This window comes from Brachybacterium sp. AOP3-A1-3, from assembly GCF_052378285.1.
In the GTDB taxonomy this organism is placed as follows: domain Bacteria; phylum Actinomycetota; class Actinomycetes; order Actinomycetales; family Dermabacteraceae; genus Brachybacterium.
On the sequence record NZ_JBQSXM010000002.1, the window covers coordinates 32525 to 58290 of the forward strand.

Here is a 25766-nt window from a genome sequence, read left to right on the forward strand (position 1 = left end):
CGACGCGCCCTCGGATACAGTTCGAGAGCCCGCCCGGCCACCCCGTCGGACCATGTGGAAGGACCACCTCGCACATGTCACAGTCATCGCCCAGCAGCTCCCGGCCCTCGGCCCCGTCGGAGCTCCCCGCGCTCCGCGTCGCCGTGCTCGGAGCCGGCACCGTCGGCACCGAGGTGCTGCGTCTGATCTCCCAGCAGGGGAAGGACCTCGCCCACCGCATCGGTGCGCGACTGGACGTGGTCGGCGTCGCCGTGCGCGACACGACGCGCGACCGCGGCGAGCACGTCCCCGCAGATCTGCTCACCACCGACGCCTCCGCCCTCGTGCGCGATGCGGATCTCGTCATCGAGGTCATGGGCGGGATCGAGCCGGCCCGCAGCCTGCTGCTGGAGGCCATGTCCCACGGCGCGAGCGTCGTCACCGCCAACAAGGCGCTCCTGGCCCAGGACGGTGCCTCCCTCTACGAGGCCGCCGACACCCACGGGGTGGACCTGTACTTCGAGGCCGCCGTCGCAGGAGCCATCCCGCTGGTGCGCCCGGTGCGCGAATCCCTGGCCGGCGACCGCATCCAGCGTGTGCTGGGCATCGTCAACGGGACCACCAACTACATCCTCGATGCGATGACCCGCTCCGGCGCGAGCTTCGAGGAGGCCCTCGCCACGGCGCAGGAGCTCGGATACGCCGAGGCCGATCCCACCGCCGACGTGCAGGGCCATGACGCCGCCGCGAAGGCCTCGATCCTGGCCTCGCTCGCCTTCCACTCCCGGGTGCGCCTGTCGGACGTGCACTGCGAGGGCATCACCGACGTCTCCGCGCAGGACATCGCCGCGGCCGCCCGCATGGGGCGCACCATCAAGCTGCTCTCGATCGTCGAACGGGTCCAGGACGAGAGCGGGGAGCGGATCTCCGCCCGCGTGTACCCGGCGCTCATCCCGGACGGGCACCCGCTGGCTTCGGTCTCCGAGGCGTACAACGCTGTCTTCATCGAGGCGGACGCCGCCGGCTCGCTCATGTTCTACGGGCAGGGGGCCGGGGGAGCCCCGACCGCCTCCGCGATCCTCGGCGATGTGGTCTCCGCCGCCAGCCAGCGCGTGCGAGGCGGTGTGGGTCCCCGCGAGTCCCGCTATGCCGAGCTGGACCTGATCCCGCTCGACGACCTGCGCAACGCCTTCTACATCTCGCTCACCGTGCAGGACCGTCCCGGCGTCCTCGCCGAGATCGCCGGCACCCTGTCCGGGTACGGGATCTCCATCTCGACCATCCATCAGGAGCTCCTCGACCAGCAGGCCGACGGGGGTGAGCAGGCCCTGGCGCACATCGGCATCAGCACGCACCGTGCCCTGGAGTCCGCGATGACCGCGTCCCTGGACGTGTTCTCCTCGACCTCGACGGTGCTGAGCATCGATTCCGTCCTCCGTATCGAAGGAGAATGACCCCTATGGCACATCAGTGGCGCGGCGTCCTCGCCGAATATCGCGAACACCTTCCCTTCGCCGACACCGACACCCTGCTCACGCTGGGGGAGGGCGGCACCCCGCTCGTGCCCGCACCGGCGCTGTCGAAGCGGGTCGGCGCGGACGTCCACATCAAGGTCGAGGGCCAGAACCCGACCGGATCCTTCAAGGACCGCGGCATGGTCTCGGCCATGTCGAAGGCGCTCAACGACGGCGCCACCGCCGTGGTCTGCGCGTCGACGGGCAACACCAGCGCCTCGGCGGCCGCCTATGCGACGGCCGCCGGCATGACCTGTGCAGTGCTGCTGCCCGAGGGCAAGATCGCCGCCGGGAAGCTCGCGCAGGCCGTGGTGCACGGAGCCAAGCTGATCCAGGTGCAGGGCAACTTCGACGACTGCCTCGAGATCGCCCGCAAGCTCGACGCGGAGCATCCCGTCGAGCTCGTGAACTCCGTGAACCCCTACCGCCTGCAGGGACAGAAGACCGCCGCCTTCGAGGTGAGCGATGCCCTGGGCCGCGCGCCGGACATCCACATCCTGCCGGTCGGCAACGCGGGCAACATCTCCGCCTACTGGATGGGCTACCGCGAATACCACGAGGCGGGCATCAACCAGGCGCTCCCCGCGATGTGGGGGTACCAGGCCGCCGGTGCCGCACCCTTCGTGGCCGGACGCCCGATCAGCAACCCCGAGACCGTCGCGACCGCGATCCGGATCGGTGCCCCCGCCTCCTGGGACCTCGCGGTCACCGCCCGTGACGATTCCGGCGGTCTCATCGACGCCGTCTCCGACCAGCAGATCCTCGACGCGCAGAGCCTGTTGGCCGCGGAGGTCGGGATCTTCGTCGAGCCGGCCTCCGCCGCAGGCGTGGCAGGCCTGCTCCAGCAGTCCGAGCGGGGCCTGGTCCCCGCCGGCGCGACGATCGCCATCACAGTGACCGGCAACGGGCTCAAGGACATCGACACCGCCCTCTCCCAGCGCGATCTCACCCCCACGGTGATCCCGGTCGACATCGCCGCCGCCGCGGAGGCCATCGGCCTGTGAGGATCCAGAACACGCGGGTGTCCGTCCAGGTCCCGGCGACCTCCGCGAACCTCGGCCCCGGTTTCGACACCCTCGGGCTCGCGCTCGGGCTGTGCGACGAGCTCGAACTCGAGGCGACCACCGGCGGGATCGAGGTCCGCGCCGAGGGCGAGGGCTCGGGATCGGTGCCCACCGGCGAGGAGCACCTCGTCGTGCGAGCTCTGCGCCGTGGCCTCGACCACGCGGGCGCCCCGCAGATCGGGGTGCGCCTGGCCACTCTCAACCGGATCCCGCACGGCCGGGGACTGGGATCCAGCGCCGCGGCGACGATCGCCGGTCTGTTGCTCGCGCGCGGACTGCTGTCCGAGCCGGACGCCCTGGACGACGAGACCGTGCTGGACCTCGCGACCGAGTTCGAGGGCCACCCCGACAACGCCGCCCCAGCGCTGCTCGGCGGCGTGGTGCTCTCCTGGATGTCCGGCGACCGTGCCCGTTCCGTGCCGCTCACGCATGCCCCCGGAGTGCTGAACCCCCTGGTCCTGCTGCCCTCGAGCACGCTGTCCACGCACCAGGCGCGGGGACTGCTGCCCGCCGAGGTGCCCCACGCCGATGCGGTCTTCAACGCCTCGCGCACCGGCCTGCTGGTCCACGCGCTCGGCGGGGACGCCGAGCTGCTCATGGAGGCGACGGAGGATCGCCTGCACCAGGAGCAGCGCTCCGCCGGCATGCCCCAGAGCGTCGAGCTGATGCGCGTGCTGCGGCAGGAGGGCCATCCCGCCGTGATCTCGGGAGCCGGGCCCTCCGTGCTCGTGCTGAACGGTCGACGGTCCGAGGTCGCGCCGCTGGTGCGCCGGATCGTCACCGATCCGACCGCGTGGCGCATCGCCCAGGTCCCGCTGCGGGAGAAGCCTGCCGCCCCTGTGGTAGGTTGAGCCTGCGTCCAGGCGGCATCGTCCGATGGCGAGCATTGCAGCAGTATCTGCCGGCAATGCCCCGTGTCCCGATGCATCCCTGAGCAGCGTCCCGCATGAAACCTGCGCTCCGCGCACGCCGTGCCGAGCAGGCCCGTGCACCCGACGCCGACGCACCCCGAAGCACACCAGCAGGCCGACCATCGGTGCCCTGCACCATGGCGTCACCTTGCTCGGATGAGCCGCTGAAGCACCCGGACCCCGTCCTTCTGCCTCGCAGCGGCAACCAGACCAGAACAGAATCGGCTCCGTCCGGTTCGACAGGAAGGAACCCGGGTGAACGACACCACCTCCGACGCGGATCTCGCGGCGAAGAAGCTTCCCGAGCTGCAGTCCATCGCGACCGGCCTCGGCATCAAGGGCGCACGGCGCCTCCGCAAGGGCGAGCTCATCGACGCCATCCGTGGGGGCGGATCCTCCCAGACCGCCCCTGCCGCTGCGTCCGAGGCCCCGGCCTCGAGCGCGTCGGCCGTCGCCACCGAGCCTGTGGCGCCCGCCGAGGACTCGCAGGGCACGGCCCAGCGCGACAGCTCGTCGGCGCGGTCCGCACGCACCGCCTCCGCACGCACCGCCTCCGCAGGCGACGAGCAGGGCCGTTCGGCGCGGTCCGAGACGGACGAGGCACCCACGCGGTCGCGGTCCCGCTCCCGCTCGGCCGCTCGTGATCAGGCCGAGGACAACGCCCCGGATCTGGGCATCGATCTGCCCGAGCGTCAGGGCGGGCGCCGTGGCAGCCGCCGCGAGGAGACGCGCTCCTCGGGCGACGCCCGCGACGACAGCCGTGAGGACACGCGTCGCGAAGACGCTCCTCGCGAGGACACCCGCCGCGAGGACACCCGCCGCGAGGAGGACCACCGCGACGGTTCCCGCAGCGAGGGATCGCGCCGGGACGATTCCCGTCGCAGCGGTTCGGACCGGGACGACGAGGGTCGGTCCTCGCAGCACGGACGCGACGGTCAGGACCGTCGCGGCAACCAGCAGGGCGGCAACCAGCAGGGCGGCAACCAGCAGGGCGGCAACCAGCGTCGCCGCCTCGAGGACATCGCACTGCCGGACCGCTCGGGCGAGAACGACGAGGATCGCAACCAGGGCGACGACTACGACGACGACAGGCGCGGCCGTTCGCGCAGCCGTAACCGCTCGCGTGATCGCAAGCGTCGCGGCCGCGGCCAGAACGACCAGGGCGGTCAGGAGTCCCAGGGCGGCCAGAACTCCCAGGGTGGCCGGAACTCGCAGGGCAACCAGGGCAACAGGAACGATCAGCAGGAGGACTCCGAGCCGCGTGGCGGCGAGGAGCTGATGACGGTCGCCGGCATCCTCGACATCCGCGACAACAACGCCTATGTGCGCACCACTGGTTACCTCCCCGGGGCCAGCGATGTCTACGTGACCATGAACCAGGTCAAGCGCGCCGGTCTGCGCAAGGGCGACGCGATCACCGGTCAGGTGAAGGCTCCCCGCGACGGCGATGATCAGCAGGTCGAGCAGCAGCAGCACCACGGCGGCGGTCGCAACCGTCGTGGCAAGGGCGGCGGCGGGAACAACCAGAGCAAGTACGCCGCGCTGGTCCAGGTGGACACCGTCAACGGTCTGCCCCAGGACAAGGCACGTTCGCGGGTGGACTTCAGCAAGCTGACGCCGCTGTACCCGGATGAGCGCCTGCGCCTGGAGACCGACCCCAAGGGTGTCGCTCCTCGCCTGATCGATCTCGTCTCGCCCATCGGCAAGGGGCAGCGCGGTCTCATCGTCGCTCCGCCGAAGGCCGGCAAGACGATCATCATGCAGCAGATCGCCAATGCCATCACCACGAACAACCCTGAGGTCCACCTCATGGTCGTGCTGGTCGACGAGCGTCCTGAGGAAGTCACCGACATGCAGCGGACGGTCAAGGGCGAGGTCATCGCCTCCACCTTCGACCGCCCTGCCTCGGATCACACGATCGTCGCGGAGCTCGCCATCGAGCGGGCGAAGCGCCTGGTGGAGATGGGCCGCGACGTCGTCGTGCTGCTGGATTCGCTCACGCGTCTCTCGCGCGCCTACAACCTCGCCGCGCCGGCCTCGGGCCGCATCCTCTCCGGTGGTGTCGACGCCTCCGCGCTCTACCCGCCCAAGCGGTTCTTCGGTGCGGCGCGCAACATCGAGCACGGTGGTTCGCTGACGATCCTGGCCTCCGCCCTGGTGGAGACCGGCTCCAAGATGGACGAGGTCATCTTCGAGGAGTTCAAGGGCACAGGCAACATGGAGCTGCGTCTGTCCCGCCACCTCGCGGACAAGCGCATCTTCCCGGCCGTGGACGTCAACGCCTCCGGCACCCGTCGCGAGGAGGAGCTCATGGGCAAGGAGGAGCTGGCCATCATGTGGAAGCTCCGGCGCGTCCTGGGGTCCCTCGAGCAGCAGCAGGCCCTCGAACTGCTCATGGAGCGGGTCAAGAAGACCCAGTCCAACACCGAGTTCCTCATGACGGTCCAGAAGAACACGCCGAGCGTGAACGGTCGCAACGCCGACTGATCCACCACCTCGCATGACGACGGGGCGTCTCCCTAGCGGAGGCGCCCCGTCGTCATGCTGTGGTGACCCCGCCCACCGGTCCGCGTGAGCCGGGCTGGGTGCAGCCGACTGCGCGGTCCACCGGTGATTGTGAGCCGGATTGCGCGGTCCACCGGAGAGCGTGAGCCCACTGCGTAAGCAACACGCCGACCGAATCCACGAGAACGTGTCATGGGTGGCACGTTCTCGTGGAATGGGCAAGCGTGTCGGGCCAGGTCGGGCCGAGCCTGGTGCATCGGTCGGTCGTCGGCGGCTCAGCCCTTGATTGCGCCGGCGGCGATGTTGGCGATGAAGTGCCGCGAGCCGATGATGAACACGCCGATCAGCGGGACCACACTGATGAGGGCGCCGGCCATCACCATCCCGTAATCGGTGAGGTACAGGGAGTTGAGGTTCTGCAGGGCCGTCTGCAGGGTCTGGCGCTCCGGATCCACGAGCACGATCAACGGCCACACGTAGTCGTTCCATGCGGTGATGAAGGTGAAGATGCCGAGGAATGCGAGTCCTCCGCGGAGAAGAGGCACACCCACCCTCCAGTAGGTGGTGAAGAATCCGGCGCCGTCGATCCGTGCCGATTCCACGAGCTCGTCGGGGATGGATCCCGCCGCCATCTGCCGCAGCAGGAAGATGCCGAAGGCGTTCGCGGCGCCCGGGACTATCAGCGCCTGCAGCGTCCCTACCCAGCCCAGTTCCGACATCAGGATGAAGCTCGGGACCAGGGAGAGGCTTCCGGGCACCAGCATGGTGGCGATCAGCAGGATGAACAACGGTTTCTTGCCCGGGAAGTCGAACTTCGCGAAGGCGAAGGCTGCCAGGGAGTCGAAGAACATCACCAGGGCGGCGCTGGCCGTGGAGACGATGATCGTGTTCACCAGTGCCTGCAGCAGGTCGACGCTGGAGACGACGCTGCGCACGTTCTCCGCGAAGCTGCTGCCGACGGTGAGCTTCGGCGGGTAGCCGAAGATCTCCCCGGTGGTCGAGGTCGACATCACGATCAGCCAGTAGAACGGGAAGATCGACAGCAGCACGCCGATGATCACGCACAGGTGGGTGACGGCGGCGGCGAGCCGGCCCCGCGCCACGTAGTGCGCGTTCGGGCGGCGTGCATCTGCGGTGCTCTTCGGTGCGGCCGGTTTCAGTGCGGTCATCCTCGGGCCTCCTTGGTCCGTACGGCGCGTCGCACCGTGTCGTCACCACGTCCGGAGACCAGGCGCCAATTGATGATCGCGAAGATGGCGGCGATCAGGAACAGCGCCCAGGCGATCGCCGAGCCATAGCCGAAGTCGAACTGAGTGAACGCCTGGTTGTACTGGTAGAGCACGATCGTCATGCCCGCCTCGCCGGCGCCGCCGGAATCTCCGAGCAGCACCTGGGGCTCGGTGAACAGGCTCAGGCCGCCGATGGTCGAGGTGATCACCGTGAACAGGATGATGGGGCGCATCATCGGCACCGTCACCCGGAAGAAGACCTGCCATAGGTTGGCTCCGTCGACCTTCGCGGCGTCGTACAGGTCTGTGGAGATGGACTGCAGGCCCGCGAGATAGATGATCGCGTTGTAGCCGGTGAATCGCCAGATCACCATGACCGCGATCGTGATCTTGATACCCCAGGGGCTCGACAGCCACGGCACGGCGTCCAGGCCCACTGCGGTGAGTGCGGAGTTCACCAGGCCGAAGGTGTCGGAGAAGACCGATCCGAAGACGATCGCCATCGCCACCATCGAGGTGACGTTGGGCAGGAAGAAGGCCACTCGGTAGAACTTCGTGAACCGGATGTTCTGGTGCAGCAGGAACGCGATGACCATCGCGAAGAGCAGCATCGGGATGGTCGAGAGGAACCAGATGATGAAGGTGTTGCCAACGGAGTTCCAGAAGCGGCCGTCGGTGAGTAGGAACTTGTACTGCGCCAGGCCCACGAAGGACATCTCGCCCATTCCATCCCAGTCCATGAAGGACAGGACGATGGAGAACAAGATCGGGAATAGACCGAAGACGGCGAACAGCAGGTAGAAGGGGGAGATCGCCAGGTAGAGCGGCAGCACCTCCCGGATCTTCCGCTTTCGCTTGGCGGTGGGATCCGCGGAGGTGAGGGCGTCGCGCGGCCGCGTCGGGGTTGCGGTGCTCACGAGAAGACTCCTCGCTTGAGGAGGACGCGCTCCGCCTGGCCGATCGCATCGTTCCAGGCGGCCTCGGAGTCCTTGCCGGAGGTCTCCACGTTCGAGAGCTCGAGGACGAACTTGCCCATGATGAAGGTCTCCGCGTTGCTGATGAACGAGGAGGGGACCGATTCCGCAGCGGTGGAGAAGAACGCGAGCGGGTCCTGGTCCCCGTAGAAGTCTCCGGAGTAGGTCAGATCCTCGAAGGAAGCGGGTGTGGAAGGGAACAGCGACTCGTCCTGGTAGGCGGCGGCCTGGTTCTCGGGAGAGTTGATCCAGGTGATGAAGGCGAGTGCGGCCTCCGGGTCCTTGCAGGTGTGGGGAAGCGCGGCGAAGGAGCCGCCGCTGTTGCCAGGACGCACCGGCTGCGACGCGAGGCGCCAGGCGCCGGCGGTGTCGGGAGCGGACTGCTGGAGGACCTGGGCCCACCAGGCCGCCCCGATGTTCCCGGCGGTGCGGCCGCTGGCCCAGGCAGCATTCCGGTCAGTGTCGCGTTCCCGCGGGATCTTGGCCGTCACACCGGCCTCGATGGCGGCGACCGAGGTGTCCCACGCCTGACGGACGGCGCTATCTGGCCGCAGATAGAGGGCCTTGTCATCGGTGTCGAAGAAGCGTTCCGGGCTCGCGTTCAAGAATTCCTCGAAGACGTTCAGCGCGTCGTTGACGAGGAAGGCGTCGGCCGCCCCCTTGAGCTCGGCGCCGAGCGCGATCCAATCCTCCCAGGTGGTGATCGCCGCCGAAACATTCGCGGGCGTGCTCGGCAGGCCCGCCTCCTCAAAGATGTCCTGGCGGTAGAAGTAGCCCGTCGGGCCGATGTCCAGGGGGAAGAAGCAAAAGCGGCCGGTGGGGGTCGTTCCGAGGTTCCACTTCCACTCGTAGTAGTCGTCCTTGACGGAGTCCGCGCCGAGCTCGGACAGATCCAGGAACAGGTCCTCGTTGGTGAAATAGAGGGCGTTGTTGGAGTTGATGTAGGTGATGTCGGGGATGTAAGCGTCGCCGGCCAGACTTGTGCGGAGCTTGGTGTCGAAACTGGTGCCGATCACATCGGCTCGGAGATGGCGGTCGGTGCCGGGGATCTCCTGGCTCGCCTGCTCCAGCAGATCTCGACTGGCTGATCGGTCCCAGAACCACAGCACGAGTTCGTCGGGGTCCTCGGAGATCGTCGGGTCCGAGCCGCAGCTGGCCAGGGCCAGGGGGAGCAGCCCGGCGCCGAGCATCAGGGATCGTCGCGAAGGATGATTCCGCGGTGGGGAACTTCGAAATGGACGTCGTGTGAGCGCAGCGCTCATACGCACCCTCCTCCTTGAGTGGCAGTCGCAGTTCCGTGAACGTTCACGGGTGACGCAGATCATGCCATTGGGATAATGGTGCGTCAACGGTTCGGCCGGTCGTCGTCATCATGGACCCGCGCTAAGTAGTGCGCTTGTGGAGCCGCGGGGGAGCGGGATAGGGTGACATGGTCGTGAACGTTCACGACTCTTACTGGCCTCGAACTCGAAGGACGACGACGTCTCCATGAGCACCTCCTCCACCCCGTTCCGCTGGGCGATCCTCGGCCCGGGCAGCATCGCCCGCCGCTTCGCCACCCAGCTCCCCTCCTCGCAGGACGGCGTCCTGGTTGCCGTCGGGAGCAGCTCGCCCGAGCGCGCGAGCGCTTTCGCCCAGGAGTTCCCCCTCGCCGAGCCCGCTCTGCTGGGCACCTACGAGGAGATCCTCGCCTCCGACGAGGTCGACGGCGTCTACGTCTCCACCGTCCACACCGGTCACGCTCGCCTGGCCGCAGCCGCCCTCGAGGCCGGCAAGCACGTGCTGTGCGAGAAGCCCATGACTCCGAACTCCGGTACCACCATGGCGCTGACCGACCTCGCCGTGCGCAGTGGGAAGGTGCTCCTGGAGGCGTACATGTACCGCTTCCACCCGCAGACCGTGAAGGTCCTCGAGCTCGTCGCCGACGGAGCGATCGGCGACGTCACCCACGTCGACGCCTCGTTCGCGTTCGACACCGGCGGACGCACCGGGCGCCTTTTCGACCCGGCCGTCGCCGGCGGCGGCATCCTCGACGTCGGCTGCTACCCGCTGTCCTTCGCACGGTTCGTCGCCGGTGCCGCGCAGGGCGCTGCCTTCGCTGATCCGACGGCTCTGCGGGGCAGCGGCACGATCGGGGAGACCGGGGTCGACGAGTGGGCGAGCGCCGAGGTGACTCTGCCCGGCGGGATCACGGCCAGCCTGCGCACCGGGGTGCGCCTTGCCGATCCGCAGACCGCGACGATCATCGGCTCTCGCGGTGCGATCCGGCTGTCGGACCCGTGGGCCCTCGGTGAGCAGCAGGTCATCGAGCTCGACGTCGTCGGCAAGGAGCCGCAGCGGCTCGAGATCCCGCAGTCCGCCGCGTACGCGCGCGAGGCCGATGCTCTCGCCCGCGCTGCCCGTGAGGGCGCTGCGGTCCCCGAGGTCACCGCCGAGAACTCGCTCGGCCAGGCCCGGGCGCTGGACGCGTGGCGCGAGGAGTTGGGGCTGCGCTTCCCCTTCGAGGCGGATGACGCGGACATCCCCACCCTCACCGGGCGCCCGCTCGTCGCCGGCAGCGTGCAGTCCGGCCCGTCGATGGTCTACGGGGAGCTCCCGGGCATCGAGAAGAAGGTCTCGCGCCTGGTGATGGGCTGCGACAACCAGATGAACCTGGCCCACGCCTCGGCGATGTTCGACGCCTTCTACGAGATCGGCGGCACCACCTTCGACACCGCCTACATCTACGGCGGCGGGTACGTCGAGGGGCTTTTCGGGAAGTGGGTGCAGAACCGCGGTGTGCGTGAGGACGTCGTCGTGATCACCAAGGGCGCCCACACCCCGCACTGCGATCCGGAGTCGATCACCCGTCAGCTCCAGGAGTCCCTCGAGCGTCAGGGCACCGACTACGCGGACCTCTACATGATGCATCGCGACAACCCGGAGATCCCGGTCGGGGAGTTCGTCGACGTCATGGACGAGCACCTGCGGGCCGGTCGCATCCGTGCCTACGGCGGCTCCAACTGGACCCCTGCCCGGGTGGACGAGGCCAACGCGTACGCCCGGGAGAACGGCCGCGCCGGGTTCACGATCCTCTCCAACCACTTCGGTCTGGCGGAGGCGCTGGATGTGCCGTGGGCGGGCTGCGTCCACGCCACCGACGCCGACTCCAAGGCATGGCTCGAGGATCGTGGCATCGCGCTGCTGCCGTGGTCGTCCCAGGCGCGAGGGTTCTTCACCGGGCGGGCGCACCCCGAGGACCGTTCCGATGCGGAGCTCGTGCGCTGCTACTACAGCGACGAGAACTTCGAGCGGCTGGCCCGGGCCGAGACCCTGGGCGCTGAGCGCGGGGTGCCCGCGACGGCGATCGCCCTCGCCTTCGTGCTGCACCAGAAGTTCCCGACGTTCCCGCTGTTCGGCCCGCGCAGCATCGCCGAGATGCGCTCGTCGACCCTCGGACTCGGAGTCGAACTCGCCGAGAGCGACCTCGCGTGGCTCGACCTGCGGGCCGAGCAGCGGGCGTGACAGACTTCCGCGCATGACGCAGCAGGCGAACAGCCCCGGCACGCACCGTGCGACGATCATCGACGTCGCTCAGCGCGCCGGGGTCTCCCGGCAGACGGTCTCGCGGGCGATGAACGACATGCCCGGCATCAGCGTCGCCACTCGTGAACGAGTGCTCGACGCCGCACGCGAGCTCAGCTATCGCCCCTCCCGCTTCGGGCGGGGCCTGGTCGAGCAGGGTCCCATCACCCTCGGCCTGGTGGTGATGGACCTGACCAACGCGTATTACGGGGAGCTGGGTACGGCAGTGGTGCGTGCCTGCGCTCCGTACGGGTGGAACGTGGTCTTGGTCGAGGCGGAGAACGCTATTGATCCGGAGAGCGTCGCCGCTGACCTGGCGCGCCGGGTCGACGCGATCGTCGGCTACGGCGTGGGGACCGGCGACATCCGCGGCGGCACGGGCATGCCCGTGGTGCAGCTGGACGGCGGCCGGAAGCATCTCGACGCCGGAGGCGTGGTCGAGCAGCTGTTCACGGAGGCGATGCCCGAGCTCGTGGGGCACCTCCGGGATGTGGGCGTGCGGCGCCCGCTGGTGCTGGACCTGACCGGCGGCCCGATAGGCGGCCGGGCTCTCACCCTCGCTGCTGCACTCCGCGAGCTGACGGATGACGGCGAGGTGCTGATTCATGAGGTCGACGCCCGCACCGGCCACCGTGAGGCCCTCGAGGTGGCACTCGCCACCGGTGCCGACGCCCTCATCGCCTTCAACGACGAGCTCGCGGTGCGCCTGCTGCGTGCACTGCGCTCGATGGAGATCGAGATTCCCGGCCAGGTCCGCCTCGTAGGTATCGACGGACTTGAGATCGGATCGCTGGTGACTCCCGAGCTCACCTCGTTGAGCATCGACATCGAGGCGGTGGCGCGGGAGACCGTCGAGCTGGTGGCAGGGATGCTCGAGGGGACCGTTCCGCTGAAGGGGCCAGATGCACATCGAACGGTGCCCTATCACCTGGAGGTCCGCGCCTCGACCTGAGGTGTCCAGTCCGTCCCGTGGCCGTCCACCACCTGGATTCGCGATGTTGCGCACGCCGCATCCGGATTCCTCGCTCCGGGGGTGCGTGCCGTGGCAGACTGTGACGTCGGTTCTGGTTCACGGCGCCCGCCCGGGCGCCGACCCAGCGACCCCGAGAAGGAGAGACATGAAGGCTGATATCCACCCCAAGTACGTCGAGACCCAGGTGACCTGCACCTGCGGTAACTCGTTCACCACGCGCAGCACCAAGACCGACGGTGCGATCAGCACCGAGGTCTGCTCCGCATGCCACCCCTTCTACACCGGCAAGCAGAAGATCCTGGACACCGGCGGCCGCGTGGCCCGCTTCCAGGCCCGCTACGGCAAGAAGGCCTGACACCGAGTCTCCGACGCCGGTGCGCGCCCCAGGGCGTGCACCGGCGTCGTCGCATGTGAGGGCGTGATGGTTGATGAAGGACGACGACACCGCTGACGGTCGCGGGGCCCACGATGCCCGTGGGATCCGTGATGCCGGGGGAGACAGTGATGCCCGTCTGGACCCGTTGCGCAGCGAGCATGCCCGCCTGCAGGAGTCGATGGCAGATCCCGATCTCCATGACAACCCCGCGCGCGCCCGACGGGTCGGTCGTCGTTACGCCGAGATCGACTCGGTGCTGGAGGCCGCCGCACGGATCGAGTCCACGACCGCGGATCTCGAGACCGCTCGTGAGCTGATCGAGCTGGGGGAGGCCGACGACGAGCTGTCGGCCGAGGCCGAGCAGCTCTCCGCCCGCCTCGAGATCGAGCGCGAGCACCTCGAGGATCTCCTCGCACCCCGGGATCCCGACGATGCTCGGGACGTCCTCCTCGAGATCAAGGCCGGGGCAGGCGGTGAGGAGTCCGCCCTGTTCGCGGCCGAGATGCTGCGCATGTATCGCTCCTACGCGGAGCGCAACGGCTGGCGCGTCGAGGTCCTCACCTCCGCGGAGTCCGACCTCGGGGGATTCAAGGACGTCACCGCGGCGATCACCGCGCGCGCCGGCACCACCCCGGCCGACGGCGTCTACGCCCACCTCAAGCACGAAGCCGGCGTGCACCGCGTGCAGCGCGTGCCGGTCACCGAATCCGCGGGCCGCATCCACACCTCAGCGGTGGGCGTTCTCGTCCTGCCCGAGGCGGACGAGGCCGACGAGGGCGAGGTGCTCGCCGAGGCGATGGCACCCGCGAACCTCCGGATCGACGTGTACCGCTCGAGCGGCCCTGGCGGGCAGAGCGTGAACACGACCGATTCGGCGGTGCGCATCACCCACGTCCCCACCGGCCTCGTGGTCTCCTGCCAGGACCAGAAGAGCCAGCTGCAGAACCGTGAGCAGGCGATGCGCATCCTTCGCACCCGGCTGCTGGACGCGCGCCGCGCCGAGCAGGAGGCGCAGTCCTCCGCGGCCCGCCGCTCCCAGGTGCGCACTGTCGATCGCAGCGAGCGCATCCGCACCTACAACTTCCCCGAGTCACGGGTCGCCGATCATCGCACCGGGTACAAGGCGGGGAACCTCGCCGCTGTGCTCTCCGGCGACCTCGAGGATCTCATCGCCTCCTCCCGGGACGCCGAGCGCGCCGCCCGCCTCGAGGACGCCCAGCGCATCGCTGCCGAGGAGGCTCGATGAGCACCGATTCAGCGAGCACTGATCCGGCGCCCACTGTTCCAACGACCACCGATACGGCGACGAGCGACCCGACGGCGTCCTCTGGGTCCGCTGCGTCGAGGGCATCTGTTGGGTCTGTTCCGTCGGCCCCGTCGGCCCCGTCGGTTCCGGCTGCTGCGCTGTCCGGCGCTGCCGCGAGGGATCGCCTGCGCTCCGCCCTCGCGGAGACCACAGCGCGCCTCGGAGTCGCCGGGGTGCCGTCGTCCAGCGTCGACGCACGCGCGCTGATCGCCGCGGCGGCCCGCACCGAGGGGCCGCTCGTGATGCTCGACGAGCTGCCGGAGTCCTTCGCCGCAGATCTCGAGGCGCTCACCGCCCGCCGCGAGCAGCGCGAGCCGCTCCAGCTGATCCTGGGCCGTGCCCCATTCCGTCGGCTGATGCTCGCGGTGCGACCGGGGGTCTTCATCCCGCGGCCGGAGACCGAGCTCGCCGTGGATCTGCTGCGCGAGGAGTCCGCCGGCGCTCTGGGCAGCGTGGTGGACCTGTGCACCGGAAGCGGGGCGCTGGCCGCCGCGATCCTCGACGAGATGCCCGACTCCCGCGTCACCGCGGTCGAGGTCGACCCGGCGGCGATCGACCTCGCTCGAGAGAATCTCGAGATGGCCGGGCCAGGCCGCGGCCGCGTGCTGCCCGCCGATCTGACGGCGGCCCTGCACGACCCGTCGAGCGCCTCCGCAGCGGTCCTGACCACGCTGTGCGCGGAAGGACGTGTGGACGCCGTCGTCTCCAACCCGCCCTACATCCCGCCCGAGGCGGTGCCCCGGGATGCCGAGGTGCTCGACCACGACCCGCACCGTGCTCTCTTCGGCGGGGGACCGGACGGGCTGGAGGTCCCGCGCGCCGTGATCTCCTGGGCCGCCCGTCTGCTGCGACCCGGGGGAGTGCTGGTCATGGAGCACGCCGACGTCCAGGGCGACGCTGCGCGGCGCGCCGCTGCTCAGCACGGCGGATTCGACACCCTGCGCACCGCCCGTGATCTCACCGGCCGCGACCGCTTCCTGGTCGCTCGCCGTGCCGACGCGGACCCCGACCCCGGAAGTGAGAGACTGACCTCGTGAGCGTGCATGACACCCAGAACCCAGAATCCCGCGACGCCGCACTGACGGCCGCGACCGACGCCGTCCGTGACGGCAAGCTGATCGTCCTGCCGACGGACACCGTCTACGGCATCGGGGCTGACGCCTTCACCCCGGATGCCGTCAACGCCCTGCTCGACGCCAAGGGGCGCGGACGCGACGTGCCACCGCCGGTCCTCGTGGGAGACCACGCCGTCCTGCTGGCGCTGGCCACCGACGTGCCCGACTACGTCGAGCAGCTGGCCGAGGAGTTCTGGCCCGGCCCGCTGACCATCATCCTCACCGCCCAGCCGTCGCTGACCTGGGACCTGGGGGAGACCCGCGGAACCGTCGCCCTGCGCATGCCGGACGACGAGATCGCGCTGGCGCTCCTGCGCCGCACCGGTCCGCTCGCCGTCTCCAGCGCGAACCGCAGCGGCAAGCCCGCCGCGCTCACGGTGCTCGATGCCGCCACGCAGCTCGGGGACAGCGTCGAGGAGTACCTCGACGGAGGAACTGCCAGGATCGGGACCGGCTCGACCATTCTCGATGCCACCGTGGAGCCTGCGGAGATCGTCCGAGAAGGCAGCCTCACCAAGGACCAGATCATCGCGGTCGTCGGCGACATCTTCGCCGCTCCCGCGCCGGAGGCCTCCGAGGACGACCCGGACGGCGCAGTCGACGCAATCGACGCAGACGGGACGGGCTCGCAGGAGGCAGCGGACGATGGCTCTGCGGTCGACGGTGCTGCCGTCGACGGCTCTGCAGCAGATGGTTCTGCCACCGACGGCTCTGCCACTGACGGTTCGGCCACTGACGTTTCTGCCGCCGACGGGTCCGTGCCGGGCGGTTCTGCTGCCGCGGCCGATGCCTCCGCGCTCGACCTCCCGTCCGAGCCCGACCTGGGACAGTCCTCGACGTCCCCCGCCGAGCTCGCCGAGCCCGCTGCCCCCGTCGTCCCCGCGGATGACGGCGCCGACGTAGCGACGACCGCCGCGGCGGACCCGGCGAATACCGAGGGTGTTCCCCGCGACGGACACGCTGCGGGGTGAGGATCTATCTCTTCGTCCTGCTGATCTCTGCGGCAGTGACGTACCTGGTCACCCCGGCCGTGCGGCTGCTGGCCCGTCGAGCCGGGGCGATGACCGCGGTGCGGGAGCGTGACGTGCATGATGCCGTGACCCCCCGGCTGGGCGGACTCGCGATGCTCATCGGTGTGGCCGCCGCGATGGTGATCGCCAGCAAGGTGCCCTTCCTCGAGGGGCTGTTCGAGGACAACCGGCAGCCCTGGGCGATCCTCGCGGCCGCCGGCCTCGTCTGCCTGCTCGGCGCAGCGGATGACAAGTGGGACCTGGACTGGATGACGAAGCTGGCGGGCCAGATCCTCGCGGCGATGCTCCTCGCCTGGCAGGGCGTCAGCCTGGTGACCCTGCCGATCGGCGGCGTGACCATCCTGTCCGAGCGCTCGGCCCTGATCCTCACCGTGCTCGTGGTCGTGGTCTGCATGAACGCCGTGAACTTCGTGGACGGCCTCGACGGCCTCGCCGCCGGAGTGATGGCCATCGGGGGCTCGGCCTTCTTCGTGTACGCGTACACGCTCACCCGCAACGCCTCGACGACCGACTATTCCTCGCTCGCCGCCCTGCTCACGGCGGTGATGATCGGTGCCTGTCTGGGGTTCCTGCCCCACAACATGACCCGTGCCCGGATCTTCATGGGGGATTCCGGATCGATGCTGTTGGGTCTCCTTCTTGCCGCGAGCACGATCGCGGTGACCGGTCAGGTGGATCCCGCACGACTGTCGGGGGCGGACTTCTTCGGCCAGTTCCTGCCGATCCTGCTGCCGATCGGCGTGATGGTCATCCCGTTCCTCGACTTCGCGCTCGCCGTCGTGCGGCGGATCGGCTCGGGCAAGTCCCCGTTCCATGCCGACAAGGCTCACCTGCACCACCGGCTGCTGCGCCTGGGGCACTCCAAGCGCAACGCCGTGCTGATCATGTACACGTGGACGGTCGTCGTGTCGGTCGGTCTGCTGCTGCCCATCGTGCTGTCCACCCAGGCTGTCGTGATCTTCTGGGTGTGCGGGCTCCTCCTCGCGCTCCTGCTGACCTTCGACCCGCTCAGATGGCGCCCCGGGCGCCGCCGGAAGGAATCCGATGTCCCCTCGTCCTGACAGCCCCGCCACCCCTACGGGGTCGACGCCGCGTCGTCGCGCCGTGGGAGATCGCGCGATGCAGCGGGTCCTGATCCTGGCGCTCGTCGTCGGCATGGGGCTGGACGTCGTGGTCATCGTGATCGCAGCCATGAGCTCCGACTCGCCGGCGCTCGTCGGTGCGCTCATCGGCACGGGCCTCACGCTCGTGGTCGTCCTGCCGACCCTCGCGATCACCTTCGCCGGCCCGCGGATGACGCCGGTGTCGATGGCCGCGACCGTGCTCGGCAGCTGGGCGGTGAAGATGCTTGTTGTGATCCTCGTCCTGATCATCGTGCGCGACATGGCCGGCGTCTCCACCCGGTGGATCGGACTCGCCCTGCTGGTGGGCGCGGTCTCGGCTGTAGCGGTCGAGGTCACCCTGCTGGCACGGTCCCGTCAGCCCCTCGATGTGGAGCAGGTCGCAGACCCCTCCGAGGACCAGTCCGGATCCTGACTCTCTGTTATGATTTCCAAGGTGCTCGACCGCTGATCACGGTGCAATACCGCAGCGAGTTCGACCACTGATCGACCACCCGGAACGCCTAGCGTCGTCCATCGTCGTACGCATGGTGGCCGCCCCGGGATGGACTCGATCAACATGACGGCCACGGCCGACGCGACTGCGTCCGGCCAGACGACCACGGGAGATCGAGCTGAACACCGCAGACCTCAGCCCCACGCTGTACGCAGAGGGCGATTCGCTCTTCCATATCCCGAGCCTGGCGGAATTCTTCCCGCCGCCGATCCTCTTCGCCGGGACCCCGTTCGAGTTCAACCGGGTGCAGCTCGTGCGCCTGATCGTCATCGCGGTCGTGCTCATCGTGATGTGCGTGATCGCCTCCCGGGCCAAGCTGGTCCCCGGCCGCGCGCAGAGCATCGTCGAGATCCTGATCGAGTTCGTGCACGGCACGATCATCCAGAACACCCTGGGGATCCGGGAAGGCCGGCGTTTCGCCCCCTTCCTGATCACCCTCTTTTTCCTCATCCTCGCGATGAACCTCGCCGGGGTGGTCCCGGGTCTGAACCTCGCGGGCACCTCCGTGATCGGCTTCCCGCTGCTGCTGGCGCTGTGGACCTTCGTGACCTACGTGGTCGCCGGCATCAAGAAGCACGGGCTGGGCGGCTACCTCAAGCACGAGACCATGCCTCCCGGTGTGCCGAAGCCGATCTACATCCTGCTGATCCCGATCGAGTTCCTCCAGGTCATCCTGATCCGCTGGGCCTCGCTCACGATCCGACTGCTCGCGAACATGGTCGCCGGCCACATCATGCTGGTCGTCTTCATCGGGCTGACCCAGGGGCTGCTGCTCTCGGGCACCTGGCTCATCGTGGCCTCCCCGTTCGCCGGAGCCCTCGCCATCGGCATCTACGGCTTCGAGATCTTCGTTGCCGCGCTGCAGGCCTTCATCTTCACGATGCTGGCCGCGGTGTACATCCAGATGGCCTCCTCGGACGAGCACTGAGCGCTCGCCTCCGTTCCCGCACCTCCCCGCAAGACCCCTGTCTGCTGCCCGCCCGGGCAGCACAACGAAAGGAATCCCCGTGGACCCGATGATCCTCTCCGAAATCAACGGCAACGTCGCGTCGATCGGCTACGGCCTCGCCGCTATCGGCCCCGGTATCGGCATCGGCATCATTGTCGGCAAGACCGCTGAGGCCACCGCGCGCCAGCCCGAGCTGCGCGGCCAGCTGCAGACCACCATGTTCATCGGTATCGCCTTCACGGAGATCCTGACGCTGCTGGCCATCGTCACCGGCCTCATCTTCGGCGGAACGGCCTGAGGCTCCCCTGATGCTCACCGCTGAAGCAGAAGTTCCGGGCTACAAGCTCCTGCTGCCCGATGTCCCGGAGATCATCTGGACGTTGATCTTCGTCGTCATCTTCGTCGTCGTCTTCATGAAGTTCGTCCTGCCGCGGCTCACCGCCGTGCTCGATGAGCGTGCGGAGAAGATCGAAGGCGGGCTGAAGAAGGCCGAAGAGGTCCAGCAGCAGGCCGATGATCTCAAGGCCACCCAGGAGCAGGAGCTCGCCGCCGCTCGTCAGGAAGCCGCAGGCATCCGCGAGAAGGCACGCCAGGACGGCGCACGCATCGTCGAGGAGGCCAAGGCTCGCGCCGAAGCCGAATCCGAGCGCGTTCTCGTCGCCGGCCGTCAGCAGCTGTCCGCGGAGCGCCAGACGGCCTCCACGCAGCTCCACAGCGAAGTCGGATCGCTCGCGAGCGACCTGGCCTCGAAGATCGTCGGGGAGTCCCTCACCGATGATGAGCGCTCCCGCCGCGTGATCGACCGGTTCCTGGACGACCTCGAGTCGAGCCAGTCCGCCACCCGATAAGGATCAGTGATGCGAGGAACTTCCTCCACCTCGTTCGCCGAGGTCGTCCAGCAGGCCCAGTCCGTCTTCGCGACGGACGGCCTCTCCCTGGACAGCACCGCGGACGAACTGTTCGCGATCGCCGATGCGATCGATTCCAGCAATCAGCTCGTGCGTCTGCTCAGCGACTCCGGTCGCGACGCCGAGATGAAGGAGTCGGCCGTCCGTGCGCTGCTGACCGGCAAGGTCAGCGATGCCGCCCTCGGCCTCACCCTCGAGGTCGTGCGTCGGCGCTGGTCCGAGCAGGAGGACATCCTCGACGCCCTGGAGCGGCTGGGGGTGACCGCCCTGCTGGAGCAGTCCGAGCGCGAGGTCGTCCTCGGTCAGGTCGAGGAGGAGCTGTTCCAGGTCTCGCGTCTGATCGACGACAGCGCTGAGCTGTCCTCGAGCTTCGATGACGCACGGAAGGATCCTGCGGCCCGCGGGCGGGTCATCCGCACGCTGCTGGAGGGACGTGCCCACCGGCTCACGGGGGCCCTCGCGGTCCGCGCCGTGTCCCGACGCACCGAGCAGAAGCCCTCGCGCCGGGTGCGCGAGATCGCGGAGTTCGCCTCGGACCGTCGTCGCCGCCTCCTTGCCGTGGTCGAGACCTCTCGTCCGCTCGACGAGGCCCAGCAGTCCCGTCTCGCTGCGGTCCTGGCCGGCATCTACGGCCGTGAGGTGCAGATGAACCTCGAAGTCTCAGCGGACGTCGTGGGCGGTCTGCGGATCCATGTCGGAGACGACCTCTACGACGCAACCGTCCTCGCGCGCCTCGCCCAGGCCCGCGAACACCTGGTGTCCTGACGGCTCCGGCCGCGGCACCTGCCCCAGCACCACACATCACCCCCGCAGCGACGGGACCACGAGAGGAAGCGAAGCACCGCGATGGCTGAGCTCACGATCCGCCCGGAGGACATCCGGCACGCACTGGACACCGCCGTGTCCACCTACCAGGCAGGTTCCACCGACCGCGAGGAGATCGGCCGGGTCACCGAGTCGGCCGACGGCATCGCCCGCGTCGAGGGCCTGCCCAACGTCATGGCCAACGAGCTCGTCCGCTTCGAGAACGGGGAGCTCGGCCTCGCGCTGAACCTCGAGCTCAGCGAGATCGGCGTCGTCATCCTCGGCGAGTTCTCCGGCATCGCGGAGGGCCAGGAGGTCCGTCGCACCGGCGAGGTCCTCTCCGTGCCCGTCGGCGACGGGTACCTCGGTCGCGTGGTCGACCCCACCGGTGCCCCGATCGACGGCCTCGGCACGATCGACACCGTCGGCCGCCGCGCCCTCGAGCTCCAGGCTCCCGGCGTCATGCAGCGCAAGAGCGTCAAGGAGCCCCTGGCGACCGGGATCAAGGCCATCGACGCCATGACCCCGATCGGCCGCGGTCAGCGTCAGCTGATCATCGGCGACCGCCAGACCGGCAAGACCGCGATCGCGCTGGACACGATCCTGAACCAGAAGGCGAACTGGGAGAGCGGTGACCCGCAGAAGCAGGTTCGCTGCATCTACGTCGCCGTCGGCCAGAAGGGTTCGACCATCGCGTCGGTGCGCTCGACCCTCGAGCAGGCCGGTGCCCTGGAGTACACGACCATCGTCGCGGCTCCGGCCTCCGACCCGGCCGGCTTCAAGTACATCGCTCCCTACGCGGGCTCCGCGATCGGTCAGCACTGGATGTACGAGGGCAAGCACGTCCTCATCGTCTTCGACGATCTCTCCAAGCAGGCTGAGGCGTACCGCGCCGTGTCCCTGCTGCTGCGGCGTCCGCCGGGCCGCGAGGCCTACCCGGGCGACGTCTTCTACCTGCACTCGCGTCTGCTCGAGCGTTGCGCGAAGCTGTCCGACGAGCTGGGCGGCGGCTCGATGACCGGCCTGCCGATCATCGAGACCAAGGCCAACGACGTGTCGGCCTACATCCCGACCAACGTCATCTCGATCACCGACGGCCAGTGCTTCCTGCAGTCGGACCTGTTCAACGCGAACCAGCGCCCGGCGGTCGACGTCGGCATCTCGGTCTCCCGCGTCGGCGGCTCCGCCCAGACCAAGGCCATGAAGGCCGTCTCGGGCACGCTGAAGATCTCGCTCGCGCAGTACCGCGACCTCGAGGCCTTCGCGATGTTCGCCTCGGACCTCGACGCCGCGTCCAAGCAGCAGCTGAACCGTGGTGCCCGCCTGATGGAGCTCCTCAAGCAGAACCAGAGCTCGCCCTTCCCCATGGAGGAGGAGGTCGTCTCGATCTGGGCCGGCACCAAGGGCAAGTTCGACGACATCGATCTCGAGGACGTCCGCGATTTCGAGGCGCACCTGCTGGAGCACCTGCGTCACAACGGAGGCGTGCTCGACGCGATCCGCAGCACGAGCAAGTTCGAGTCCGCGACCGAGGAGGAGCTGTCCAGCATCCTCGACGAGGTCAAGAAGGACTTCCTCGCGGGCAAGGGCAAGAGCGCAGGCGTGAACGACGTCAGCGAGCGCCTCGACGACGAGGACATCGAGCAGGAGAACATCGTCCGCGGCTGATCCGATTCATCCGTGCCCGCCCGGGAGGGCGGGCACGGCGGACGCCGGTTTCACGCCACGCACGAGGAGAGACATGGGAGCACAGCAGAGGGAGTACAAGAAGCGGATCAAATCCGCTCAGGGCATGAAGAAGATCTTCAAGGCCCAGGAGATGATCGCCGCCACGCGCATCGCCAAGGCGCATGCCCGCGTGCTCGCCACGACGCCGTACGCCGATGCCATCTCGCAGGCCATTGGAGCGGTCGCGACGCACTCCACCGACTTCGCGCATCCCTTCCTGGAGCAGGACCGCACGCAGACCAACCGCGTCGCGATCCTGCTGATCACCTCCGATCGCGGCATGGCGGGTTCGTACTCGCCCAACGCGATCCGTGAGGCGGAGGAGCTCGGCAACTCACTGCGCGACGAGGGCAAGACCGTGGACATGTACATCGTCGGCCGCAAGGGCGACTCGTACTACCGGTTCCGCAACCGTCCGTCGGTCAAGACGTGGACTCCGTACAAGGAGGAGGAGCTCGCGTCCCTCGGCCACGAGATCGCCGAGACCCTCACCGAGGTGCTGCTGAGCGAGGACCCCGCGGTCCACGTCGATGAGCTGTACCTGGTCGGAACCCGGTTCAAGAGCCGGTTCCAGCAGTTCGCACGCGTCTCCCGGCTGGTGCCGATGGGCATCGTGGAGGCCGAGGACGGCGGCGAGAAGCCGACGTTCCCGCTCTACGAGTTCACCCCCGACGCCGAATCCGTCATGGGCGAGCTCATCCCGCGATACGTCGAGTCGCGCATCGTGAACACCCTGATGCAGTCCATCGCCTCGGAGCACGCCTCCCGGCAGCGAGCGATGCAGACCGCGACGGACAACGCACAGACCCAGATCGACAAGTTCACCCGACTGGCGAACACCGCTCGCCAGGCGGAGATCACGCAGGAGATCACGGAGATCGTCGGCGGCGCCGACGCCCTCTCCGGATCCGGGCGCACCGAACGCTGAGACCTCTGCCCAGCGCTCCTGAGCGCCGGCCCGACCCCTTGGAGAGAAGCCACATGACCACCACAGCTCCCGCCCCCGCCACCGCGACCGGTCGTATCGCGCGTGTCACCGGCGCCGTCGTCGACATCGAGTTCCCGCCCGGGAACATCCCCGCCATGTACAACGCGCTCACCGCGCGTGTCGAGGTGAGCGGCGCAGGCCTCGACTCGACGGTCCTCACCCTCGAGACCGCGCAGCACCTCGGCGACGGCATGATCCGCGCCATCGCGCTCAAGCCCACCGACGGACTCGTCCGCGGCCAGGACGTCACCGACACCGGCGCCCCGATCTCGGTGCCCGTCGGCGACGCGACCCTCGGCACCGTGTTCGACGTGGTCGGCAACGCGCTGAACCTCCCTGACGGCGAGACCCTTCAGGTGTCCGAGCGCTGGCCCATCCACCGCACGGCCCCGAGCTTCGACCAGCTGGAGTCCAAGACCCAGATGTTCGAGACCGGCATCAAGTCGATCGACCTCCTGACCCCGTACGTGCAGGGCGGCAAGATCGGCCTGTTCGGCGGCGCGGGCGTCGGCAAGACGGTCCTCATCCAGGAGATGATCTACCGCGTGGCGAACAACCACGACGGCGTCTCCGTGTTCGCCGGCGTCGGTGAGCGCACCCGTGAGGGCTGGGACCTCATCGAGGAGATGACGGAGTCGGGCGTCATCGAGAAGACCGCCTTGGTCTTCGGCCAGATGGATGAGCCGCCGGGCACGCGTCTGCGCGTCGCGCTCTCGGCGCTGACCATGGCGGAGTACTTCCGCGATGTGCAGGCCCAGGACGTGCTGCTGTTCATCGACAACATCTTCCGCTTCACCCAGGCGGGCTCCGAGGTCTCGACCCTGCTGGGTCGTATGCCGTCGGCCGTGGGCTACCAGCCCAACCTCGCGGACGAGATGGGTGTGCTCCAGGAGCGCATCACCTCGACCCGCGGCCACTCGATCACCTCGATGCAGGCGATCTACGTGCCGGCCGATGACTACACCGACCCGGCACCGGCGACCACCTTCGCCCACCTCGACGCCACCACGGAGCTCTCCCGTGAGATCGCCTCGCGCGGTCTGTACCCGGCGATCGACCCCCTGACCTCGACCTCGCGGATCCTCGATCCGCAGTACGTGGGCCAGGACCACTACGACACCGCGGTGCGCGTGAAGATGGTGCTGCAGCGCAACAAGGAGCTGCAGGACATCATCGCGATGCTGGGCGTGGACGAGCTCTCCGAGGAGGACAAGGTGACGGTGTCGCGCGCGCGCCGCATCCAGCAGTTCCTCTCGCAGAACACCCACCTCGCCAAGCAGTTCACCGGTGTGGACGGCTCGGACGTCTCGCTCCGCGACACGATCGAGGGCTTCAAGGGCATCTGCGACGGCGAGTTCGACCACATCACCGAGCAGGCGTTCTTCAACGTCGGCGGCATCGACAAGGTCATGGAGAACCACCACCGCATCCAGAAGGAGCTCGGGGCGTGAGTGCACTCGAGGTCACCTTCGTCACGAGCGGTCGCACCGTGTGGTCCGGTCAGGCCGCCCAGGTGGTCGTGCCCGCGGCCGACGGCTCCATGGGCATCCTGCCGCAGATGCAGCCCACTCTCGCCGTTCTCGGCGACGGGCAGGTGCGCATCATCGACCAGGACGGCTCGGTCGCCGAGCGGGCCGTCCATGGTGGCTTCGTGTCCGTGGACTCCGACAAGGTCACGATCGGCGTCGACGATGCCGAGCTCCTCGAGTCGGATCACTGAGCGGCGCCTGAGCAGTCCATGATCGATCTGAGCATCCCGATCCTCCTCCTGGGGGTCGGGATGCTCTTCGTCGTGTTGGCGGTGTTCCTGGTGGGCCGCCAGATCGTTCTGAGCCGTCAGCGCGGCGCTTTCGAGTGCTCCCTGCAGCGGCGCGGCCTGGTGACCAGGTCGACCTGGCAGCACGGGTTGATGCGGTTCGGGACTGATCGTCTGCGGTGGCACCGGGCCTTCTCGCTGTGGGTCCGTCCCGAGGTGGTCATCCGGCGTCTCGAGCTGCTCGACGTGACCCGGCGTCGGCTTCCCTCCCGTATCGAGGGGGAAGAGGACAGCTACCTGGTGGAGTTCACGCTGCGTGGCGGGCGCACGATCGTCGCGATCATGGACCTCGCCTCCGGGGCGGCGCTGAACTCCTGGATCGAGGCCGCACCGACCGGTCTCGTCATGGGAGACGCGGACTGACCGCAGCCACGGTGCTGGCCGACTCGCTGACCGTCGGCCTGCCGGATGTCGG

General features: G+C 68.7%; 24 protein-coding genes. 21 read left to right on the plus strand and 3 right to left on the minus strand.

Annotated elements, in window-relative coordinates; genetic code table 11:
* The first annotated feature begins 74 nt into the window (after positions 1–74).
* The 4 genes from ACT3T5_RS02935 to rho all read left to right on the plus strand — a co-directional run bounded on the left by ACT3T5_RS02935 (position 75) and on the right by rho (position 5955).
* Positions 75–1433, plus strand: a complete 1359-nt coding sequence (locus ACT3T5_RS02935) for a homoserine dehydrogenase (RefSeq protein ID WP_444577777.1) — start codon at positions 75–77, stop codon at positions 1431–1433.
* Positions 1434–1438: 5 nt separating this feature from the next.
* Positions 1439–2497, plus strand: a complete 1059-nt coding sequence (gene thrC, locus ACT3T5_RS02940; protein WP_444577775.1) for a threonine synthase — start codon at positions 1439–1441, stop codon at positions 2495–2497.
* Positions 2494–3408: a homoserine kinase gene (gene thrB / locus ACT3T5_RS02945; RefSeq protein ID WP_444577773.1), complete on the plus strand. Its 915-nt coding sequence runs from the start codon at positions 2494–2496 to the stop codon at positions 3406–3408. The genes thrC and thrB overlap by 4 nt, the downstream gene beginning before the upstream one ends.
* Before the next feature lie 315 nt (positions 3409–3723).
* Positions 3724–5955 carry a transcription termination factor Rho gene (rho, locus tag ACT3T5_RS02950; RefSeq protein WP_444593583.1) on the plus strand — a complete coding sequence of 744 codons (2232 nt, stop codon included), beginning with the start codon at positions 3724–3726 and terminating at the stop codon, positions 5953–5955.
* Between the two features lie 293 nt (positions 5956–6248).
* Here rho and ACT3T5_RS02955 read toward each other — a convergent pair whose 3' ends face one another.
* From ACT3T5_RS02955 to ACT3T5_RS02965, 3 genes are read right to left on the minus strand one after another with little or no spacing between them, the layout of a single operon-like run.
* Positions 6249–7142 (minus strand): carbohydrate ABC transporter permease, encoded by an 894-nt coding sequence (locus tag ACT3T5_RS02955; RefSeq protein ID WP_444593584.1) that lies wholly within the window; start codon positions 7140–7142, stop codon positions 6249–6251.
* Positions 7139–8119, minus strand: coding sequence for a carbohydrate ABC transporter permease (locus ACT3T5_RS02960; protein WP_444593585.1), 981 nt, complete (start codon positions 8117–8119; stop codon positions 7139–7141). Before ACT3T5_RS02960 ends, ACT3T5_RS02955 begins: the two co-directional genes overlap by 4 nt.
* Entirely contained in the window at positions 8116–9366 is a 1251-nt protein-coding gene (locus ACT3T5_RS02965) for an ABC transporter substrate-binding protein (RefSeq protein WP_444593586.1), read from the minus strand. The genes ACT3T5_RS02960 and ACT3T5_RS02965 overlap by 4 nt, the downstream gene beginning before the upstream one ends.
* Before the next feature lie 298 nt (positions 9367–9664).
* On the opposite strand from ACT3T5_RS02965, the gene ACT3T5_RS02970 reads away from it, so the two are divergent.
* From ACT3T5_RS02970 to ACT3T5_RS03050, 17 genes are all read left to right on the plus strand, one after another.
* The gene (locus ACT3T5_RS02970; protein WP_444577763.1) at positions 9665–11680 is read left to right on the plus strand and encodes an aldo/keto reductase; all 2016 of its coding nucleotides are present in this window, start codon (positions 9665–9667) and stop codon (positions 11678–11680) included.
* 13 nt (positions 11681–11693) lie between these two features.
* On the plus strand, positions 11694–12692 hold the full coding sequence (locus ACT3T5_RS02975; RefSeq protein ID WP_444577761.1) for a LacI family DNA-binding transcriptional regulator: 999 nt from the start codon (positions 11694–11696) through the stop codon (positions 12690–12692).
* A 166-nt stretch (positions 12693–12858) separates the two neighbouring features.
* Complete coding sequence (gene rpmE / locus ACT3T5_RS02980; protein ID WP_444577759.1) at positions 12859–13068, plus strand: 50S ribosomal protein L31; 210 nt, start codon at positions 12859–12861, stop codon at positions 13066–13068.
* Positions 13069–13141: 73 nt separating this feature from the next.
* Entirely contained in the window at positions 13142–14335 is a 1194-nt protein-coding gene (gene prfA / locus ACT3T5_RS02985) for a peptide chain release factor 1 (RefSeq protein WP_444577757.1), read from the plus strand.
* Positions 14332–15432: a peptide chain release factor N(5)-glutamine methyltransferase gene (prmC, locus tag ACT3T5_RS02990; protein ID WP_444593587.1), complete on the plus strand. Its 1101-nt coding sequence runs from the start codon at positions 14332–14334 to the stop codon at positions 15430–15432. Before prfA ends, prmC begins: the two co-directional genes overlap by 4 nt.
* The gene (locus ACT3T5_RS02995) at positions 15429–16481 is read left to right on the plus strand and encodes an L-threonylcarbamoyladenylate synthase (protein WP_444593588.1); all 1053 of its coding nucleotides are present in this window, start codon (positions 15429–15431) and stop codon (positions 16479–16481) included. Before prmC ends, ACT3T5_RS02995 begins: the two co-directional genes overlap by 4 nt.
* On the plus strand, positions 16478–17602 hold the full coding sequence (locus ACT3T5_RS03000; RefSeq protein WP_444577754.1) for a glycosyltransferase family 4 protein: 1125 nt from the start codon (positions 16478–16480) through the stop codon (positions 17600–17602). The genes ACT3T5_RS02995 and ACT3T5_RS03000 overlap by 4 nt, the downstream gene beginning before the upstream one ends.
* A complete protein-coding gene (locus ACT3T5_RS03005) occupies positions 17586–18077 on the plus strand; it encodes a hypothetical protein (RefSeq protein ID WP_444593589.1) in 492 nt (163 codons plus the stop codon). The genes ACT3T5_RS03000 and ACT3T5_RS03005 overlap by 17 nt, the downstream gene beginning before the upstream one ends.
* A 289-nt stretch (positions 18078–18366) precedes the next feature.
* On the plus strand, positions 18367–19086 hold the full coding sequence (atpB, locus tag ACT3T5_RS03010) for a F0F1 ATP synthase subunit A (RefSeq protein ID WP_444593784.1): 720 nt from the start codon (positions 18367–18369) through the stop codon (positions 19084–19086).
* Between the two features lie 79 nt (positions 19087–19165).
* The gene (gene atpE, locus ACT3T5_RS03015; protein WP_319021471.1) at positions 19166–19405 is read left to right on the plus strand and encodes an ATP synthase F0 subunit C; all 240 of its coding nucleotides are present in this window, start codon (positions 19166–19168) and stop codon (positions 19403–19405) included.
* Positions 19406–19415: 10 nt separating this feature from the next.
* Entirely contained in the window at positions 19416–19955 is a 540-nt protein-coding gene (locus ACT3T5_RS03020; protein WP_444577750.1) for a F0F1 ATP synthase subunit B, read from the plus strand.
* Positions 19956–19964: 9 nt separating this feature from the next.
* Complete coding sequence (locus ACT3T5_RS03025) at positions 19965–20780, plus strand: F0F1 ATP synthase subunit delta (protein ID WP_444593590.1); 816 nt, start codon at positions 19965–19967, stop codon at positions 20778–20780.
* Positions 20781–20861: 81 nt separating this feature from the next.
* The gene (gene atpA, locus ACT3T5_RS03030) at positions 20862–22487 is read left to right on the plus strand and encodes a F0F1 ATP synthase subunit alpha (RefSeq protein WP_444577747.1); all 1626 of its coding nucleotides are present in this window, start codon (positions 20862–20864) and stop codon (positions 22485–22487) included.
* A gap of 73 nt (positions 22488–22560) precedes the next feature.
* Positions 22561–23475 carry a F0F1 ATP synthase subunit gamma gene (locus tag ACT3T5_RS03035; protein WP_444577745.1) on the plus strand — a complete coding sequence of 305 codons (915 nt, stop codon included), beginning with the start codon at positions 22561–22563 and terminating at the stop codon, positions 23473–23475.
* A 53-nt stretch (positions 23476–23528) separates the two neighbouring features.
* Complete coding sequence (gene atpD, locus ACT3T5_RS03040; protein ID WP_444577743.1) at positions 23529–24986, plus strand: F0F1 ATP synthase subunit beta; 1458 nt, start codon at positions 23529–23531, stop codon at positions 24984–24986.
* On the plus strand, positions 24983–25255 hold the full coding sequence (locus ACT3T5_RS03045; protein ID WP_444577742.1) for a F0F1 ATP synthase subunit epsilon: 273 nt from the start codon (positions 24983–24985) through the stop codon (positions 25253–25255). Before atpD ends, ACT3T5_RS03045 begins: the two co-directional genes overlap by 4 nt.
* 18 nt (positions 25256–25273) lie before the next feature.
* Positions 25274–25714 (plus strand): DUF2550 domain-containing protein, encoded by a 441-nt coding sequence (locus ACT3T5_RS03050; protein ID WP_444577741.1) that lies wholly within the window; start codon positions 25274–25276, stop codon positions 25712–25714.
* Positions 25715–25766: the final 52 nt, after the last annotated feature.

Coding starts and splice junctions, on each gene's coding strand:
- ACT3T5_RS03005 (WP_444593589.1), top strand. CDS start 17,586: ATGTCCCCTCGTCCTGACAGCCCCGCCACCCCTACGGGGTCGACGCCG.
- ACT3T5_RS02970 (WP_444577763.1), top strand. CDS start 9,665: ATGAGCACCTCCTCCACCCCGTTCCGCTGGGCGATCCTCGGCCCGGGC.
- ACT3T5_RS03025 (WP_444593590.1), top strand. CDS start 19,965: ATGCGAGGAACTTCCTCCACCTCGTTCGCCGAGGTCGTCCAGCAGGCC.
- thrC (WP_444577775.1), top strand. CDS start 1,439: ATGGCACATCAGTGGCGCGGCGTCCTCGCCGAATATCGCGAACACCTT.
- ACT3T5_RS02965 (WP_444593586.1), bottom strand. CDS start 9,366: ATGCTCGGCGCCGGGCTGCTCCCCCTGGCCCTGGCCAGCTGCGGCTCG.
- ACT3T5_RS03050 (WP_444577741.1), top strand. CDS start 25,274: ATGATCGATCTGAGCATCCCGATCCTCCTCCTGGGGGTCGGGATGCTC.
- ACT3T5_RS03035 (WP_444577745.1), top strand. CDS start 22,561: ATGGGAGCACAGCAGAGGGAGTACAAGAAGCGGATCAAATCCGCTCAG.
- ACT3T5_RS02975 (WP_444577761.1), top strand. CDS start 11,694: ATGACGCAGCAGGCGAACAGCCCCGGCACGCACCGTGCGACGATCATC.
- prmC (WP_444593587.1), top strand. CDS start 14,332: ATGAGCACCGATTCAGCGAGCACTGATCCGGCGCCCACTGTTCCAACG.
- prfA (WP_444577757.1), top strand. CDS start 13,142: ATGAAGGACGACGACACCGCTGACGGTCGCGGGGCCCACGATGCCCGT.
- ACT3T5_RS02935 (WP_444577777.1), top strand. CDS start 75: ATGTCACAGTCATCGCCCAGCAGCTCCCGGCCCTCGGCCCCGTCGGAG.
- atpD (WP_444577743.1), top strand. CDS start 23,529: ATGACCACCACAGCTCCCGCCCCCGCCACCGCGACCGGTCGTATCGCG.
- ACT3T5_RS03020 (WP_444577750.1), top strand. CDS start 19,416: ATGCTCACCGCTGAAGCAGAAGTTCCGGGCTACAAGCTCCTGCTGCCC.
- ACT3T5_RS02955 (WP_444593584.1), bottom strand. CDS start 7,142: ATGACCGCACTGAAACCGGCCGCACCGAAGAGCACCGCAGATGCACGC.
- rpmE (WP_444577759.1), top strand. CDS start 12,859: ATGAAGGCTGATATCCACCCCAAGTACGTCGAGACCCAGGTGACCTGC.
- atpA (WP_444577747.1), top strand. CDS start 20,862: ATGGCTGAGCTCACGATCCGCCCGGAGGACATCCGGCACGCACTGGAC.